14 protein-coding genes are annotated in these 13,437 nt (G+C 62.1%); 8 read left to right on the top strand and 6 right to left on the bottom strand.

The window, feature by feature from the left end; genetic code table 11:
- Positions 1-11: 11 nt before the first annotated feature.
- A complete protein-coding gene (ygfZ, locus tag BUB78_RS03960) occupies positions 12-743 on the bottom strand; it encodes a CAF17-like 4Fe-4S cluster assembly/insertion protein YgfZ (protein WP_073195277.1) in 732 nt (243 codons plus the stop codon).
- Between the two features lie 66 nt (positions 744-809).
- Here ygfZ and BUB78_RS03955 point away from each other — a divergent pair, with 66 nt between their 5' ends.
- Positions 810-1,493, top strand: a complete 684-nt coding sequence (locus tag BUB78_RS03955; protein WP_073195276.1) for a TIGR04283 family arsenosugar biosynthesis glycosyltransferase — start codon at positions 810-812, stop codon at positions 1,491-1,493.
- Here the strand turns inward: BUB78_RS03955 and BUB78_RS03950 are convergent.
- Entirely contained in the window at positions 1,485-2,168 is a 684-nt protein-coding gene (locus BUB78_RS03950) for a phosphatase domain-containing putative toxin (protein WP_073195274.1), read from the bottom strand. The genes BUB78_RS03955 and BUB78_RS03950 overlap by 9 nt on opposite strands.
- A gap of 148 nt (positions 2,169-2,316) precedes the next feature.
- Here BUB78_RS03950 and BUB78_RS03945 point away from each other — a divergent pair, with 148 nt between their 5' ends.
- Positions 2,317-3,525: a pyridoxal-phosphate-dependent aminotransferase family protein gene (locus BUB78_RS03945; RefSeq protein WP_073195723.1), complete on the top strand. Its 1,209-nt coding sequence runs from the start codon at positions 2,317-2,319 to the stop codon at positions 3,523-3,525.
- A 71-nt stretch (positions 3,526-3,596) separates the two neighbouring features.
- Here the strand turns inward: BUB78_RS03945 and BUB78_RS03940 are convergent, their stop codons facing one another.
- Positions 3,597-5,876: an NADP-dependent malic enzyme gene (locus tag BUB78_RS03940; protein ID WP_073195273.1), complete on the bottom strand. Its 2,280-nt coding sequence runs from the start codon at positions 5,874-5,876 to the stop codon at positions 3,597-3,599.
- Positions 5,877-6,099: 223 nt separating this feature from the next.
- On the opposite strand from BUB78_RS03940, the gene upp reads away from it, so the two are divergent.
- Both upp and BUB78_RS03930 read left to right on the top strand, forming a co-directional pair.
- Positions 6,100-6,732, top strand: a complete 633-nt coding sequence (gene upp / locus BUB78_RS03935; RefSeq protein ID WP_073195271.1) for a uracil phosphoribosyltransferase — start codon at positions 6,100-6,102, stop codon at positions 6,730-6,732.
- A gap of 65 nt (positions 6,733-6,797) precedes the next feature.
- Positions 6,798-8,171: an SPOR domain-containing protein gene (locus BUB78_RS03930; RefSeq protein WP_073195270.1), complete on the top strand. Its 1,374-nt coding sequence runs from the start codon at positions 6,798-6,800 to the stop codon at positions 8,169-8,171.
- Positions 8,172-8,189: 18 nt separating this feature from the next.
- On the opposite strand, the gene BUB78_RS03925 is transcribed toward BUB78_RS03930, so the two are convergent.
- The 3 genes from BUB78_RS03925 to BUB78_RS03915 form a co-directional block, all read right to left on the bottom strand.
- On the bottom strand, positions 8,190-9,188 hold the full coding sequence (locus BUB78_RS03925) for a type I glyceraldehyde-3-phosphate dehydrogenase (RefSeq protein WP_073195268.1): 999 nt from the start codon (positions 9,186-9,188) through the stop codon (positions 8,190-8,192).
- 191 nt (positions 9,189-9,379) lie between these two features.
- Entirely contained in the window at positions 9,380-10,075 is a 696-nt protein-coding gene (locus BUB78_RS03920; RefSeq protein WP_073195267.1) for a Hint domain-containing protein, read from the bottom strand.
- A gap of 165 nt (positions 10,076-10,240) precedes the next feature.
- Positions 10,241-10,888: a sulfotransferase family 2 domain-containing protein gene (locus BUB78_RS03915; RefSeq protein WP_073195265.1), complete on the bottom strand. Its 648-nt coding sequence runs from the start codon at positions 10,886-10,888 to the stop codon at positions 10,241-10,243.
- Positions 10,889-10,964: 76 nt separating this feature from the next.
- Here BUB78_RS03915 and htpX point away from each other — a divergent pair, with 76 nt between their 5' ends.
- From htpX to BUB78_RS03895, 4 genes are all read left to right on the top strand, one after another.
- Positions 10,965-11,831, top strand: a complete 867-nt coding sequence (htpX, locus tag BUB78_RS03910; protein ID WP_073195264.1) for a zinc metalloprotease HtpX — start codon at positions 10,965-10,967, stop codon at positions 11,829-11,831.
- An 84-nt stretch (positions 11,832-11,915) separates the two neighbouring features.
- Positions 11,916-12,398 carry a thioesterase family protein gene (locus tag BUB78_RS03905; protein WP_073195262.1) on the top strand — a complete coding sequence of 161 codons (483 nt, stop codon included), beginning with the start codon at positions 11,916-11,918 and terminating at the stop codon, positions 12,396-12,398.
- Between the two features lie 84 nt (positions 12,399-12,482).
- Positions 12,483-12,800: a hypothetical protein gene (locus BUB78_RS03900; RefSeq protein ID WP_139279245.1), complete on the top strand. Its 318-nt coding sequence runs from the start codon at positions 12,483-12,485 to the stop codon at positions 12,798-12,800.
- 214 nt (positions 12,801-13,014) lie between these two features.
- The gene (locus tag BUB78_RS03895) at positions 13,015-13,380 is read left to right on the top strand and encodes a hypothetical protein (protein ID WP_073195259.1); all 366 of its coding nucleotides are present in this window, start codon (positions 13,015-13,017) and stop codon (positions 13,378-13,380) included.
- Positions 13,381-13,437: the final 57 nt, after the last annotated feature.

Genomic DNA, 13,437 nt, shown 5'->3' with positions numbered 1-13,437 from the left:
CACCCTACGGGTCACATCGGGTCGATGCGTGCCGTGTCTGCCGTCATCCCGGGCACGGAGCGATCAAAGCGCAGATAGGCAATCGCGCGACCGCCCGATTGGGTGTAAAGCGTGCCGGCCGCTTTGCCATCGGGCGTGGTGATCTGGGTGCCGACCGGGGCGGCGCCCGCAATCGCCACCGTGCTCAGGCCTTTGCGCAGTTCTGTCTTGTGCTTCATCCGCGCCGTGACCTCTTGGCCAACGTAACAGCCTTTGCGGAAATCAACGCCGTTCAGCCGCTCGAAGCCGGCCTCAAGGATAAAGCTGTCGGGGGTCAGCTCGATCCCGGTTTCCGGGATGCAATGGGCCACGCGGATCGCATCGAAATCGCTGCCGTCATCGCCATCGTCATCGCCGTAAAGCCGCCAGCCCAGATCCGGGTGGCGCGGGTCGCTCAAGGCGCCCTCGGGGGCGGGGCCGGTGCCTCGCCAGACCTTGCGGTCTGTCTCGGTGATGCTCACATCCGAGCGCAGTTTATACATCCCGAGGCGTTGCGTCAGGAACGTGGCAAGGCTGCTGTCGACATCAAGCCAGATCGCCCCGTCGCGGCCCATCAGAAAGAAATCCGCCAGGTATTTGCCCTGCGGTGTCAGCATCGCGGTATAGACAAGCCCCTGATCCAGCCGGTTGATATCATTGCTGATCAGGCCTTGCAGAAAATGCATCGCGTCGGAGCCGGTGATTTCCAGAATGGTGCGCGTCATTACCCTCTCCCACTGGTGGTCTGGGTGTAATATAGGTCCGTCAGGCAAAGACAACAGGGGGCATTCATGCGCGCAGCTTTATCAGTGGTGATCCCGACCTTGAATGCAGATGCGGCCCTTCCGGCCTGTCTTGGGGCCTTGATCGAAGGGCTTGAGGCAGGGCTGATCCGGGAGTTGATCATAAGCGACGGCGGGTCGGGGGACGGCACGCTTCGGATTGCCGATGCGGCCGGTGCCGTGATCGTGCAGGGCGCGCCTTCGCGTGGCGGACAGCTTCGGCGCGGTGCCAAGGTGGCATCCGGCGCCTGGCTCCTGTTCCTGCATGCCGACACGGTTTTGCCCGTCGGCTGGTCCGCGGCCGTGAGCGATCACGTGGCACGCGGCGGGGCGGGGTATTTTCGGCTTGGGTTTGACGCAGGTGGCGGCATGGCGCGTTTCGTGGCGGGCTGGGCCAATCTGCGCTCGTGGCTGTTTGGGCTGCCTTACGGCGATCAGGGATTGTTGATCCCGCGCGATCTTTATGACGCGGTTGGCGGTTATCCCGATATCGCCCTGATGGAGGATGTGGCGATGGCGCGGGCCCTGCGCGGGCGGCTTGCCCCACTGCCGCTCAGGGTGCGCACAAGTGCCGCCAAGTATCGGCGCGAGGGTTGGCTGCGGCGCGGCGGGCGCAACCTGATCCTGTTGGCGCGGTATTTTCTGGGTGCCGCCCCGGCCCGCCTTGCGGCGCGCTATCGGGCGTCAAAATAGCGGTTTATGGGGCGCGTGATAGGCCGCCTGAAGCGCCTCGTGATCGTATTCTGTGGCGATCCACTCCTCAAAACCAATCGGGCTTTGGGCAGTGCGGCCCTCATATTGGTCGAGGATATGGTCAAGAATGCCGGTGCGGGACCACTTGAAGTGAAGGTATTTCACGCCCAGCATCTTGCGCGCCTCGGCCATGGGGCGCCCTTCGATCACCAAAAGATAGATCGCCGCGGCAAACCCGGCCCGGTCAGCGCCGGATTTGCAATGCATCACGAAGGGTTTCTCGATCTCGCGAAACGCGCGGATCACCGCCAGGATACTCTCGGGCGGGGCGGCGTCGCGGGCCTGAAGCGCGCAATTGACAAGGGTCAGCCCAAGCGCGCGACAGCTTTCCTCTTCCACAAGATAGTGCGCGCCCTGCCCTGCCCCACGCAGGTTTAAAATCGCGCGAACGCCTTCTGCGTTGAGCCGCTCAAACCGCTCATGGGTGGGTTGGTTCGACCGGTACACCCCCGGCGCGACCTGAAAACAATTGGTCCAGACCTTGCGCAGCACCGCATGATCGAACCAGAGGTTATAGATGTGGGCGCGACGGCGGTTTTCCGGCGTCGAAAGGTCGGTATTATAAGAGGCCCGCAGCGCGCGTTCCCAATTGGAAATCCGTTTCAAAAGGCTCATGCGCGCAGGGCACTCCGAGTGAGGGCCGGTTTGGCCCGGCTGCCCTCATGTAAAGCGGGCGGAGGCTGCATGGCAAGCCGAGGATCAATGATTGACGGCGCGCCAAAGCGGCGTAATGTCGGCGCTTCAACCACAGGAGAGCACAGACATGAGCCTGTCCCAAGGCCGCCCCTACCTTGCCATTCCCGGCCCCTCGGTCATGCCCGAAGAGGTGCTGCGTGCGATGCACCGCTCGGCGCCCAATATCTATGAGGGCGAGTTGATCGAGATGACGGCGGGCCTGATCCCCGATCTGGCGGCGGTGGCGCGCACCAAGGGCCATGTGGCGATCTATATCGCCAATGGCCACGGCGCATGGGAGGCCGCCCTTGCCAACACGGTTGCGGCGGGCGAGCGGGTTCTGGTGCCGGCGACCGGGCGGTTTGGCCATGGCTGGGCCGAGGTGGCACATGGGCAGGGGATCGAGGTTGAGATGCTTGATTTCGGCAAGCGCGCACCGGTTGATCCGGGTCAGCTTGAGGCAGCCTTGCGCGCCGATACCGGGCATAAGATCAAGGCGGTTCTGACCACGCATGTGGATACCTCGTCCTCGGTTCTCAACGATGTGGCAGCCATTCGCGCCGCGATGGATGCTGCCGGGCACCCGGCGCTTTTGATGGCCGATTGCATTGCCTCTCTGGCCTGTGACCGCTTTGAAATGGACGATTGGGGCGTCGATGTGATGATCGCGGCAAGCCAAAAGGGGCTGATGGTGCCGCCGGGGCTTGGCTTTGTTTTCTTTAACGACAAGGCCGCGGCGGCGCGCGCGGCGATGCCCAATGTGACCCGCTATTGGGATTGGACGGCGCGCGCCAACCCCGAGATGTTCTATCAGTATTTCGGCGGCACCGCCCCGACCCATCATCTTTACGGTCTGCGCGCCTCTCTCGATATGATCAAGGCCGAAGGGATCGAGGCGATCTGGGCGCGCCATGACCAACTGGCCCGCGCGATCTGGGCCGCCTGCGAGGTCTGGGGCGAGGCTGGCCCGCTTGAACTTAATATCTCCGACCCGGCCCTGCGGAGCCGCGCGGTCACCGCCTTGCGCATCGGCGCGCCGCATGGCTCGGCCTTGCGCAAATGGGTCGAACATGAGGCCGGGCTTACCCTCGGGATCGGGCTTGGCATGGCAGAGCCGAATGATCCGGCATGGCACGGGTTTTTCCGCATCGGCCATATGGGGCATGTGAATGCGCATATGGTGATGGGCGCGCTTGGGGTGATCGAGGCCGGGTTTGCCGCACTCGATATCCCGCATGGCGCCGGTGGTTTATCGGCGGCGGCGCGGGTTATGGCGGCTCGGCAAGACGGCACTTGAGGCTGTAACGCAGACGCGGCACCTCTGAGAATGCCGCGTCAGCTTTTACACTCCAGCGCCCCGAGCACGCCCTATCCGTAATGCGCGACGGGCGTGCCCGCGATGGCGGCCATGTTCAAAAGACCCCGCGCAGTGATCGACGGGTTGACGATATGCACCCGATTGCCCATCCCCATCAGGATCGGCCCGACCTCAAGCCCGCCGGCCTTCATCTTGAGAATGTTGCGCACGCCCGAGGCCGAATCCGAGTTCGAGAAGATCAGCACATTTGCCGCCCCCTGCATCCGGTTGCCCGGCAAGAGCCGCTCGCGCAGATCCGCATCAAGGGCCGCATCGGCATTCATTTCGCCCTCGTAGATAAAGTCGCGCGGTGCGCTGTCCAGCAATTCGAGCGCGGCGCGCAGACGCTTGCCGGAATCGCTTTCCTGATTGCCGAATTGCGACTGTGAACAAAAGGCGATTTTCGGCTCGATCCCGAACCGACGCACGTGGCGCGCGGCCCCGATTGCGGTCTCAGCAAGGTTTTCCGGCGTCGGAAAAACCCTGACATGGGTGTCCGCGATGAACAGCGGCCCATCCTGAAGGATCATCATCGAAAGCGCGCCATGTGGGGTGTAGTCGTCATTGCCAAGCACCTGGGTCACGTAATTCAGATGCCAGTGGTATTCACCAAAGGTGCCGCAAATCATGCTGTCCGCCTCGCCGCGATGCACCATCACCGCGCCAATGGCCGTAGTATTGGTGCGCATGATCGCCTTGGCAAGGTCAGGGGTGACGCCACGCCGCTTCATGATCTCGTGATAGCTTAGCCAATAATCGCGATAGCGCGGATCGTCCTCGGGATTGACGACGTTAAAATCGCGTCCGGGGCGGATATCAAGGCCCATACGCTCGCAGCGCTGATCAATCACCGAGGGGCGGCCAATCAAAATGGGGTGTTCGGTGGTCTCTTCCAGAATGGCCTGTGCGGCCCGCAAGACGCGCTCGTCTTCGCCCTCGGTAAAGACGATCTTGCGCGATGCGGTGGCCGCAGCCTCAAACACAGGACGCATGAGCAAGGCGGATTTGAACACGCTCGCGTCAAGCTTTTCCTTATAGGATTTGAGATCGTCAATCGGCTTGGTCGCAACGCCGCTTTCCATCGCTGCGCGCGCCACAGCAGAGGACACGATGCCCGACAGACGCGGGTCAAACGGCTTGGGGATAAGGTAATCGGCGCCAAAGGTCATCTGCTCGCCCTGGTAGGCGGCAGCGGCCTCGGCGCTTGTGCTGGCGCGGGCCAGATCGGCGATGCCCTGCACACAGGCGATCTGCATCGCGTCGTTGATCTCGGTCGCGCCTGCATCAAGCGCGCCTCGAAAGATGAACGGAAAACACAGCACGTTGTTGACCTGGTTGGGAAAATCACTGCGCCCGGTCGCGATGATCGCATCTGGCACCGCCTCGCGGGCAAGATCGGGCATGATCTCGGGGTTGGGATTGGCCAGCGCGAACACAATCGGTTGGCTCGACATTTTCTTGACCATCTCGGGCTTGAGGATATTGGGCCCCGACAGCCCGAGGAACAAATCCGCCCCGTCAATCACCTCGTCCAGCGTGCGCAGATCGCTTTTCTGGGCAAAGGCGGCCTTTTCGGGGTTCATCTCGACCTCGCGGCCCTCGTAAACCAGCCCGTGAATGTCGCACAGCCAGACGTTTTCGCGCTTGACCCCCAGCTTGAGAAGCATGTTGAGACAGGCAATGCCCGCCGCCCCGCCGCCGGTTGAGACAACCTTGATCTCGCCAAATTTTTTCTTTGCCACGAAAAGCGCGTTGGTCGCGGCGGCCCCGACAACGATGGCGGTGCCGTGCTGATCGTCGTGAAACACCGGAATATTCATCCGCTCGCGGCAAATTCGTTCAACGATAAAACAATCGGGCGCCTTGATGTCCTCAAGGTTGATCGCGCCAAAGGTCGGTTCGAGCGCACAGACAATATCGGCAAGCTTTTCGGGGTCGCTTTCGTTCAGCTCGATATCGAAACAGTCGATATTGGCGAACTTCTTGAACAGGACCGCCTTGCCTTCCATCACCGGCTTTGAGGCCAGAGCGCCGATATTTCCAAGCCCAAGCACGGCGGTGCCATTGGTGACCACGCCCACAAGATTGCCGCGCGAGGTAAAACGGCTTGCGGTCGCCGGGTCGGCCTTGATCTCAAGACAGGCCTCGGCGACGCCGGGGGAATACGCTCTTGCCAGATCGCGACCGTTAGCCATCGGCTTGGTGGCGCGGACCTCAAGCTTGCCGGGCTTGGGGAATTCGTGGTAATCCAGCGCTGCCTGACGCGCGTTATCCTTCTGGGTGTCAGTCATGATATTCTCCCCCCTCAAACCAAGTAGTTTAATACTAAACTACCTTTCCGGCACGCTCATATCATGCCGCGCCAACTTTTCAAGTCTCAGCTTGCACGTGTAGTGCGTCCTGCGCAATGATCATCGCCACACTCAAACCTGCGCTCACCCGGCGTTGCCCTTGGCGCCAATTTCTGGAATGACAGACCAAACCCAATGGCTGCGCAGACCCAAAGGACCCCCCATGACCCAGCATCTGACCATCGTTAATCACCCCCTCGTGCAACACAAGCTCTCTTTGATGCGGGAAAAGGAGACCTCGACGGCGGTATTTCGTCAGCTTTTGCGCGAGATCAGCCAGCTTTTGGCCTATGAGGTCACCCGCGAGCTTCCGATGACCACGAAAGAGATCGAGACCCCGCTTGAGAAAATGGATGCCCCGGTGCTTGCCGGGCGCAAGCTTGCGCTGATCTCGATCCTGCGGGCCGGCAACGGGTTGCTTGATGGCATGCTCGAACTCATTCCCTCGGCGCGGGTTGGCTTTGTCGGGCTTTACCGTGATGAAAAGACCCTTCAACCCGTCAAATACTACTTCAAAGTGCCCGAAAACCTGTCAGAGCGCCTTGTCATCGTGGTTGATCCGATGCTCGCCACCGGCAATTCCTCTGCCGCGGCGGTGCAGATGCTCAAGGATGCCGGCGCCACCAATATCCGGTTTCTGTGCCTGCTTGCCGCCCCCGAAGGCGTCGCCCGCATGAAAGAGGCACACCCCGATGTGCCGATCGTAACCGCCTCTGTCGACACGCGGCTGAACGAAAAGGGGTATATCCTTCCGGGACTAGGGGATGCGGGCGACCGGATGTTCGGCACAAGATAAGCTATAAACTGTTTACTACATGGCGAAAATAAGACAATCTGCTCTCAACTGTATCCGAGGGTAAAATGAACCTGTCGAGACTTTCCTTTATCGCCATCGCCGCCGCCCTGTTTGGGGCGGTGCAAGGCAATGCGCAATCACTGCGCGACGCGCCAACGCCCGCCGAATTCCCGGCCAGCTCTTATCAGGGTCGGCAATATGTGGATAGCAACGGCTGTGTCTTCATTCGTGCCGGCATTGGCGCAAATGTGACATGGGTGCCGCGGATCACCCGCGACCGCAAGGCGCTCTGCGGCTTCCAGCCGAGCGTTGCCAAGGCGGCTCCTGCCGCCAAACCGGCACCGGCAGAGGTTGCGGCCATTGCCCCCGCCCCGGCCAAGCCGGCACGCGCCGTGAGCGCGCCCGCCGCGAAAGCCACGCCGCCGAAACAGGTAGGACGTGCCGCCGCCGCGACCCCTAAAACAGTGCGCCGCACGGCCAAAACCGCCCCGGCCGTTGCCGTGGCGCCTGTGCGTAAAGCCCCCGCATCCCCAACACCCGTACGCAAGGCCGCCGCGCCCAAAGCCACGCAGCGCGGCACGATCATCGCCCCGCCTGATCCCTCACGCACCGCCTGTGCCGGGATGAGCAGCCTGTCGGCGGCCTATATGGTGCAGCACAAGGGATCGCCGGTACGCTGCGGCCCGCAAGCAACGCCGCATGTGACCTATGGCAATCGGCTGAAAACGCCCGGCGTCCAGCCCAGACTCGTGACCCGCGAGAGCGCCGCGCGCAGCACCGGCCATGCCGGTCGCGCAGCCCGAGTTGCCCCCGCCCGCATCTATGCGCGCCAGAAAAACAGCGTCGAGGGTGTCTATGTTCCCGAGGGTTACAAACCCGTGTGGGAGGATGATCGCCTGAACCTCAAGCGCGCCCATCAGACCTATGCAGGCATGGACCAGATGGAGGTCATTTGGACCAACACCGTGCCGCGCCGCCTGATCAATCGCCGCTCGGGCCATGAAGTGAGCCACAATTTCCCCGGTCTCATGCCGCCCTATACCAGCTTTGAACAACAGCGCGCCGCCGGTGTGACCGTCTCGACCCAAGGCCGCGTCGTGCCCGACCCGATCACGGTGCGCCGCATTGCGCGGGTCAAACCTGTGGCGGCACAGGCCCCGCGCGCCACGGTCTCGAGCCGCTCTGTGCCCAAGAAAAGCGCCGATGCGGCAAGCCATCGCTATGCACAGGCCGGTATTTTCGCCGATGCCGCCCAAGGCAAGGCCGCTGCGCAAAAGATCGCGCGCGCCGGGCTTCCTGCGCGACGCGGCACTCTCAACCGGGATGGCAAGGCCCTCACCGTTGTGCTGGCCGGGCCGTTCAAGACCCAGGCACAGCTTGACGCGAGCGTCAGCAAGTTGCGCGGTATGGGCTTTGGCAAGGTGGTCTTGCGCAAGTGATAAGAGGGCGCGGCGGGTCTAGTCCCGCCGCCCGATCAGCCGGGCCATATCAAGCATCCGGCACGAAAATCCCCATTCATTGTCATACCAGCCGAACACCCGAAGCAATCCGCCAACCGAAACCGAGGTTTGCGGCCCGCTCAGGATAATCGATTCCGGGCGCCCCCGCAGGTCGGACGACACCAGCGGCTGTTCGGTCCAGCCAAGATAGCCATGCGCCTCGGCCACCTCTTTCAGGCGGGTGTTTACCATGATCTCTGTCACCTCGGCGCGGGTTTGCACGGTCAGGTCGATGCAGGACACGCTGGCGGTTGGCACGCGGATCGCGCGCGCCTCGATCCGGCCCTTCATCGCGGGCAGAACAAGGTCGGTCTGATGCTGCGCGCTGGTGGTGGTGGGCACCATCGAGAGAGCGGCCGCACGGCTTCGCTCGGGGGCGGCGCGCGGCTTGTCCACGGTTGGCTGGCTTCCGGTATAGCAATGCACGGTGGTCATCTGGCCGCTGATCACGCCAAAACTCTGGTCCAGAATCTTGAGCAGCGGCGCAAGCGCGTTGGTGGTGCACGACGCGTTGGAAATGATCCGGTGATCCCCAAGCGCCTCCTCATTGGCGCCCATCACCAGCGTGATATCGGCCTCGGCCGACGGCCCCGAGACCAGAACCGCACCGGCCCCGGCGGCAAGGCCACGTTCGGCCATCGCGCGCTTGCCGCCCATTCCGGTGCATTCCAGCACAAGATCGACCCCCGTTAAATCAAGCGAGCGCAGATCGGATTCACCGTGAAAGGGGATGCTGCGGCCATCCACGATCAGGGCCTTTTCCGCCGTGCCCACCTGTCCCGGCCAGGGGCCAAACACGCTATCGTATTGAAACAGATAGGCGCAGGTTGCCAGCGGCTCGATCTCATTGATCAGGACAAGCTCGAAATCAGCCGCATCGCGCATGAGAATGCGCAAAAGAGTACGGCCAATCCGGCCAAAGCCGTTGATGGCAATGCGAATGGGTTTGCGTGGCATGGGGCCCTCCGACGTGACAGGTCAATAAAGCTGACATTGTGACGGGACGTGCCGATTGACCAGTGCTGAAATACAATTTGATCAAAAAGAAATGTAGCAAACATCTGCGCGGCGCGGACGCAAGAGCGCGACAAGCTGTCGGCAGGCTGACCCTGAGAGGTGGTAAATGGCGGGCGTGAAAAATCAGCGCCTCAGGCCGAGGCGAACAACGTATCACTGGGCGTAAAAACCGCCCCCGCTTCAAGCGCCATTGTCAAACGGCGCGCCTCGCTTAGCGGCAACACCGAATACTGCGGCTCTTCATCATCCCCCAGGGCGTAATCCAGCAAATCCCGCGAGGACGGGCAGAGGAACATCAGCCCATGTTCGGCGAATACCACCTGTTCCTCGTCAAAATGCAGAACCGTCACCTCGGCATCCGGGGCGGGCGGCACGCGCGACACACCATCAGCCCCATCCAGCGCCGTCGCAGGCAGCAGGGCAAAGGGATCGCCCCAGATCGTCTCGGCCATATCGCTCTCAAGCATGACCGCCTGATGCGGCATGATTGTCAGCGGACCCCGGTTGCCCAACGCCCCACAGGCAAGTTCAAGCGGCCAGAACTGTTGCGGACAGGCATAGCTTCCGGTCCAGAGCGGTTGACGGGTCACACCACTCAGCGGCTGAAGCCCGTTGTCAAAGGTCAGAACGCGATCCCCGGCGGTCAGTGCCTCAACCATGCGCCAGCCCGTAGCCGTGGCCACACGTGTGCCCGACACCAGTCCGGTCATCACACCGTCAGGGTCTTGCGCCGTCCCCTTCGGCGCCTCCCCCCAAATCGGTTTTCCGGTTTTTGCGCCAATCCAACCCAGCATCATCCGTCCCACATAAATATCAGCAGCGCCCATAGCAGCAGGCAGGTCCATCTTTGCCTCAAACTACTAAATTTCCATTATCGTGACACGATTTGGCCCGGAAAAAGGCAGAAAAAAGGCATCGTTGCCTCTGAGGCGACAGCATGCTGACGCATTTACGATTGGTTAACAAATCCCGGCCAATCTCACGAAAAAGTGCTAAAAGGCATAGCCGAACCGGGCGATATCCTCGGCCGAGAGTCGCGCCAAAAGGGCGGCGTCAGAATCGCTGTAATAGCTGCGGTAATCGGCAATTTCGCGCGACGAGCGGTTGGCCCGCGGCAGATCAAGCCTGAAACCAAGATGGGCCCAAAGCGGGGCGGCATCCTCGTCAAGATGCTCAAGCCGGATATAGCGGGAGCAATACTGCGCCCCATCCGAGGCGGTCATATAGATCCGCGCCGGGCTGGCAACCCAGGCCTTTTGCGTCAGCGCTGCGTTCAGAAAGCCGCTGAAATCAACCCTCTGGGCAAGGTGCACCGCAGGATGGTCAAACGTTTGTCCGCGCAGCCAGTGATAATAGCTGACCATGCGATCCCAAGGGTTGCGCACGAGGGTAAAGGTAAACGCCTCGCGGATCGTGGATAGGGGCACAAGCCCGTCGATATCCGCCAGCGTCGCGTGTTTCCACAATCGCCCTGCCGCCTGTGCCCCCTTTAACCGCCCGGCGCGCCGTTTCGCCTTGGGCGTGTCGCCAATCAGGATATCATCGGCCATCGCGCGCCCCTCAAGCGCCAGCGCCATAGAGGTGCCACCGGTCTTGGGGATATGCACAAAGATGAAACCGCGCCCGGATGAGATGATCATGCCCCCACCCTACCCGCTTGTCACGCAGCTGAAAGCCCCCATATAGCGGTCATGGAAAACCGGGGGTAAAATCATGATGGGATATCTGCGTACCGCCGTCTTGATGGCGGCGATGACCGCACTTTTTCTTGGGATCGGCGCGCTGTTGGGCGGCACCGGCGGCGCAATGATCGCGCTTGTCATTGCGCTCGCGATGAACGCCTACACCTGGTGGAATTCGGATCGCGCGGTGTTGCGGATGCACGACGCCCGCACGGCAAGCGGTCCACAAGGCAAAGCGCTTGAACGGCTGGTGCATGACATGGCCGATCGCGCGGGCATGCCGCGCCCAAAGGTCTATATCCTGCAAAATGCTCAGCCCAACGCCTTTGCCACCGGGCGCAATCCGGAAAATGCCGCCGTGGCCGCAACCACCGGCCTTTTGACCCGGCTGAGCGAAGCCGAAATCGCCGCCGTCATGGCGCATGAGCTGGCCCATATCCGCAACCATGACACCACCATCATGACCATCACCGCGACCTTCGCCGGGGCGATTACCATGCTGGCGAATTTCGCGATGTTCTTCGGCAACAACCGCAACAATTCGCTCGGCCTGATCGGCACGCTGGCGCTGATGGTGCTGGCCCCGCTGGCCGCTGGCCTTGTACAGATGGCCATCAGCCGCAGCCGCGAATACGAGGCCGACCGCATCGGCGCCGAGATTTGCGGCAACCCGCTCTGGCTCGCCTCGGCGCTTGAACGGATATCGGGGCTCGCCGCGCGGATCGACAATGACAGCGCCGAGCGCAACCCCGCCACGGCGCATATGTTCATCATTAACCCGCTGCATGCCCATGCCCGCGACCGGCTGTTTTCAACCCACCCCGATCCGGCCAACCGCATCCGCGCCCTGCGCGAAATGGCAGGGGAGCAAACACAAGGCTTGGCCGGTCCTTGGGGATAACATGCTGACAGACCCGCACACCATTGCATACCACCCTCGCCATCCCTTAAAGAAGGCGCGATCTTAAACGAAAAGAGCGCGCCCATGTCCGATGCATCCCCCTTCCTGTCCTCCTTTCACAGCGTCGAAGAGGGCTGGATCGATTTCAACGGCCACATGAACATGGGCTATTACACCGTGCTGTTTGACCGCTGCGCGGACGAGGCCTTCGCCGAGATGGGTTTCGGCCCGGAGTACGTCAAGACACGCGGCCACAGCACCTTTTCAGCCGAATTCCACATCCGCTACCTGCGCGAGATCAAGCTTGGCGACCGGGTGCGCAGCACCTTTCACCTGCTTGGTCACGACGAAAAGCGCTTTCACAGCTTTCAGGAGTTGTACCATCAGGACGGCTGGCTTGCCGCCACCGGCGAGGGCATGACCCTGCACGTGGATCTCTCCGGCCCGCGCGTCGCGCCCATGCCCGACGACATCGTGACCCGCGTCGCCGCCATGGCCAAAACCCACGCCACCCTGCCGCGCCCCGACGGCATCGGCCACAAAATCGGCATCCAGCGTAAAGCGTAGGGTGGGTGAAACCCACGCGCCCCCACCCGAGCCGCTTGCTTTCAATCCCCGGTTGGGCCACCTTGCTCTGGGTTGACCGGGGAAGTGGCGCGTATAAGTACATTTGAAAACATCGCCACCCATAGCGGCACCATCTGTGTCGGCGCATTGGCCTTCGCCCTGGGCGATCCGTCGGGCGGCACACTTGCCGCCACGGGCATGGCCGGGCTGGCCGCTATCGGCGTCACTCTTCGCAAAACCTGCGCCAAATGCGCCTGGGACGCGGCGGCCAAGGCAACGCTCACCGCGCTCCGCGATACGCCGGAATTTGCCGGGGTCAATCTCATCCGCGTCGAAACCCTGTTGCAGGACCGCCAGGAACATCAGAGCCTCAATTCCCAGAGCCTGATTGCGGCCTATTAGAAAGACACGGCGCAAGAGCGGATCACCGCTCTGGTCACCCTCCTTCAAAACACCATCCCGTTTGATGGCGACACCGATGAGGTCAAAACCCTGATCCGCCGCGCCCTCACCGCGTTGATGCGCGTTTGCTATGACGACAAGGCGTTTCGCGCGCAACTGAGCGAAGAAACCCTGCTCGACATCGCCCGCACAACCGACGGCATTGCAATCATGCTTGACCGGGTGGGCGACGACCCAAAACAACCTCGGCAATGCCCTGCAAAACCAAGCCGCCCGAACCGAGGGCGCGGCGGGCACAGACCTGCTGGCCGAGGCCGTGACCGCCTGTCGCGGTGCCCTCACCGTGCGCACCCGGCAAGATCACCCGGTAGACTGGGCCATTACACAGGGAAATCTGACGATCTGCGAGCTGGCCCGCGCCGATCGTAACGCCACGGCCGATCCCCTTCCGCATCTGCGTGCCGCGCTAGAGCATGTCGAGGCCGCGCTGACGGTCTATGACCCCGAGCACATGTCTTACGATCACACCAAAGCCACAACCCTCCGCGACCAAATCAAGGCCCGTCTCGCGGAGGTGTGAGCCATGCGCGCCAAACCCCTCTCGACGCGGGGCGCGCACATGCGTTAGGCTCTGAGT

This window comes from Roseovarius marisflavi, from assembly GCF_900142625.1.
GTDB lineage: Bacteria > Pseudomonadota > Alphaproteobacteria > Rhodobacterales > Rhodobacteraceae > Roseovarius > Roseovarius marisflavi.
Note: the sequence above shows the minus strand (reverse complement) of the source record. Positions and strands in the feature narration are given on the sequence as shown.

What these genes read in the sequence shown, in the direction of transcription:
- ygfZ (WP_073195277.1), bottom strand. Translation starts at nt 743, where the DNA reads ATGACGCGCACCATTCTGGAAATCACCGGCTCCGACGCGATGCATTTT.
- BUB78_RS03955 (WP_073195276.1), top strand. Translation starts at nt 810, where the DNA reads ATGCGCGCAGCTTTATCAGTGGTGATCCCGACCTTGAATGCAGATGCG.
- BUB78_RS03950 (WP_073195274.1), bottom strand. Translation starts at nt 2,168, where the DNA reads ATGAGCCTTTTGAAACGGATTTCCAATTGGGAACGCGCGCTGCGGGCC.
- BUB78_RS03945 (WP_073195723.1), top strand. Translation starts at nt 2,317, where the DNA reads ATGAGCCTGTCCCAAGGCCGCCCCTACCTTGCCATTCCCGGCCCCTCG.
- BUB78_RS03940 (WP_073195273.1), bottom strand. Translation starts at nt 5,876, where the DNA reads ATGACTGACACCCAGAAGGATAACGCGCGTCAGGCAGCGCTGGATTAC.
- upp (WP_073195271.1), top strand. Translation starts at nt 6,100, where the DNA reads ATGACCCAGCATCTGACCATCGTTAATCACCCCCTCGTGCAACACAAG.
- BUB78_RS03930 (WP_073195270.1), top strand. Translation starts at nt 6,798, where the DNA reads ATGAACCTGTCGAGACTTTCCTTTATCGCCATCGCCGCCGCCCTGTTT.
- BUB78_RS03925 (WP_073195268.1), bottom strand. Translation starts at nt 9,188, where the DNA reads ATGCCACGCAAACCCATTCGCATTGCCATCAACGGCTTTGGCCGGATT.
- BUB78_RS03920 (WP_073195267.1), bottom strand. Translation starts at nt 10,075, where the DNA reads ATGGGCGCTGCTGATATTTATGTGGGACGGATGATGCTGGGTTGGATT.
- BUB78_RS03915 (WP_073195265.1), bottom strand. Translation starts at nt 10,888, where the DNA reads ATGATCATCTCATCCGGGCGCGGTTTCATCTTTGTGCATATCCCCAAG.
- htpX (WP_073195264.1), top strand. Translation starts at nt 10,965, where the DNA reads ATGGGATATCTGCGTACCGCCGTCTTGATGGCGGCGATGACCGCACTT.
- BUB78_RS03905 (WP_073195262.1), top strand. Translation starts at nt 11,916, where the DNA reads ATGTCCGATGCATCCCCCTTCCTGTCCTCCTTTCACAGCGTCGAAGAG.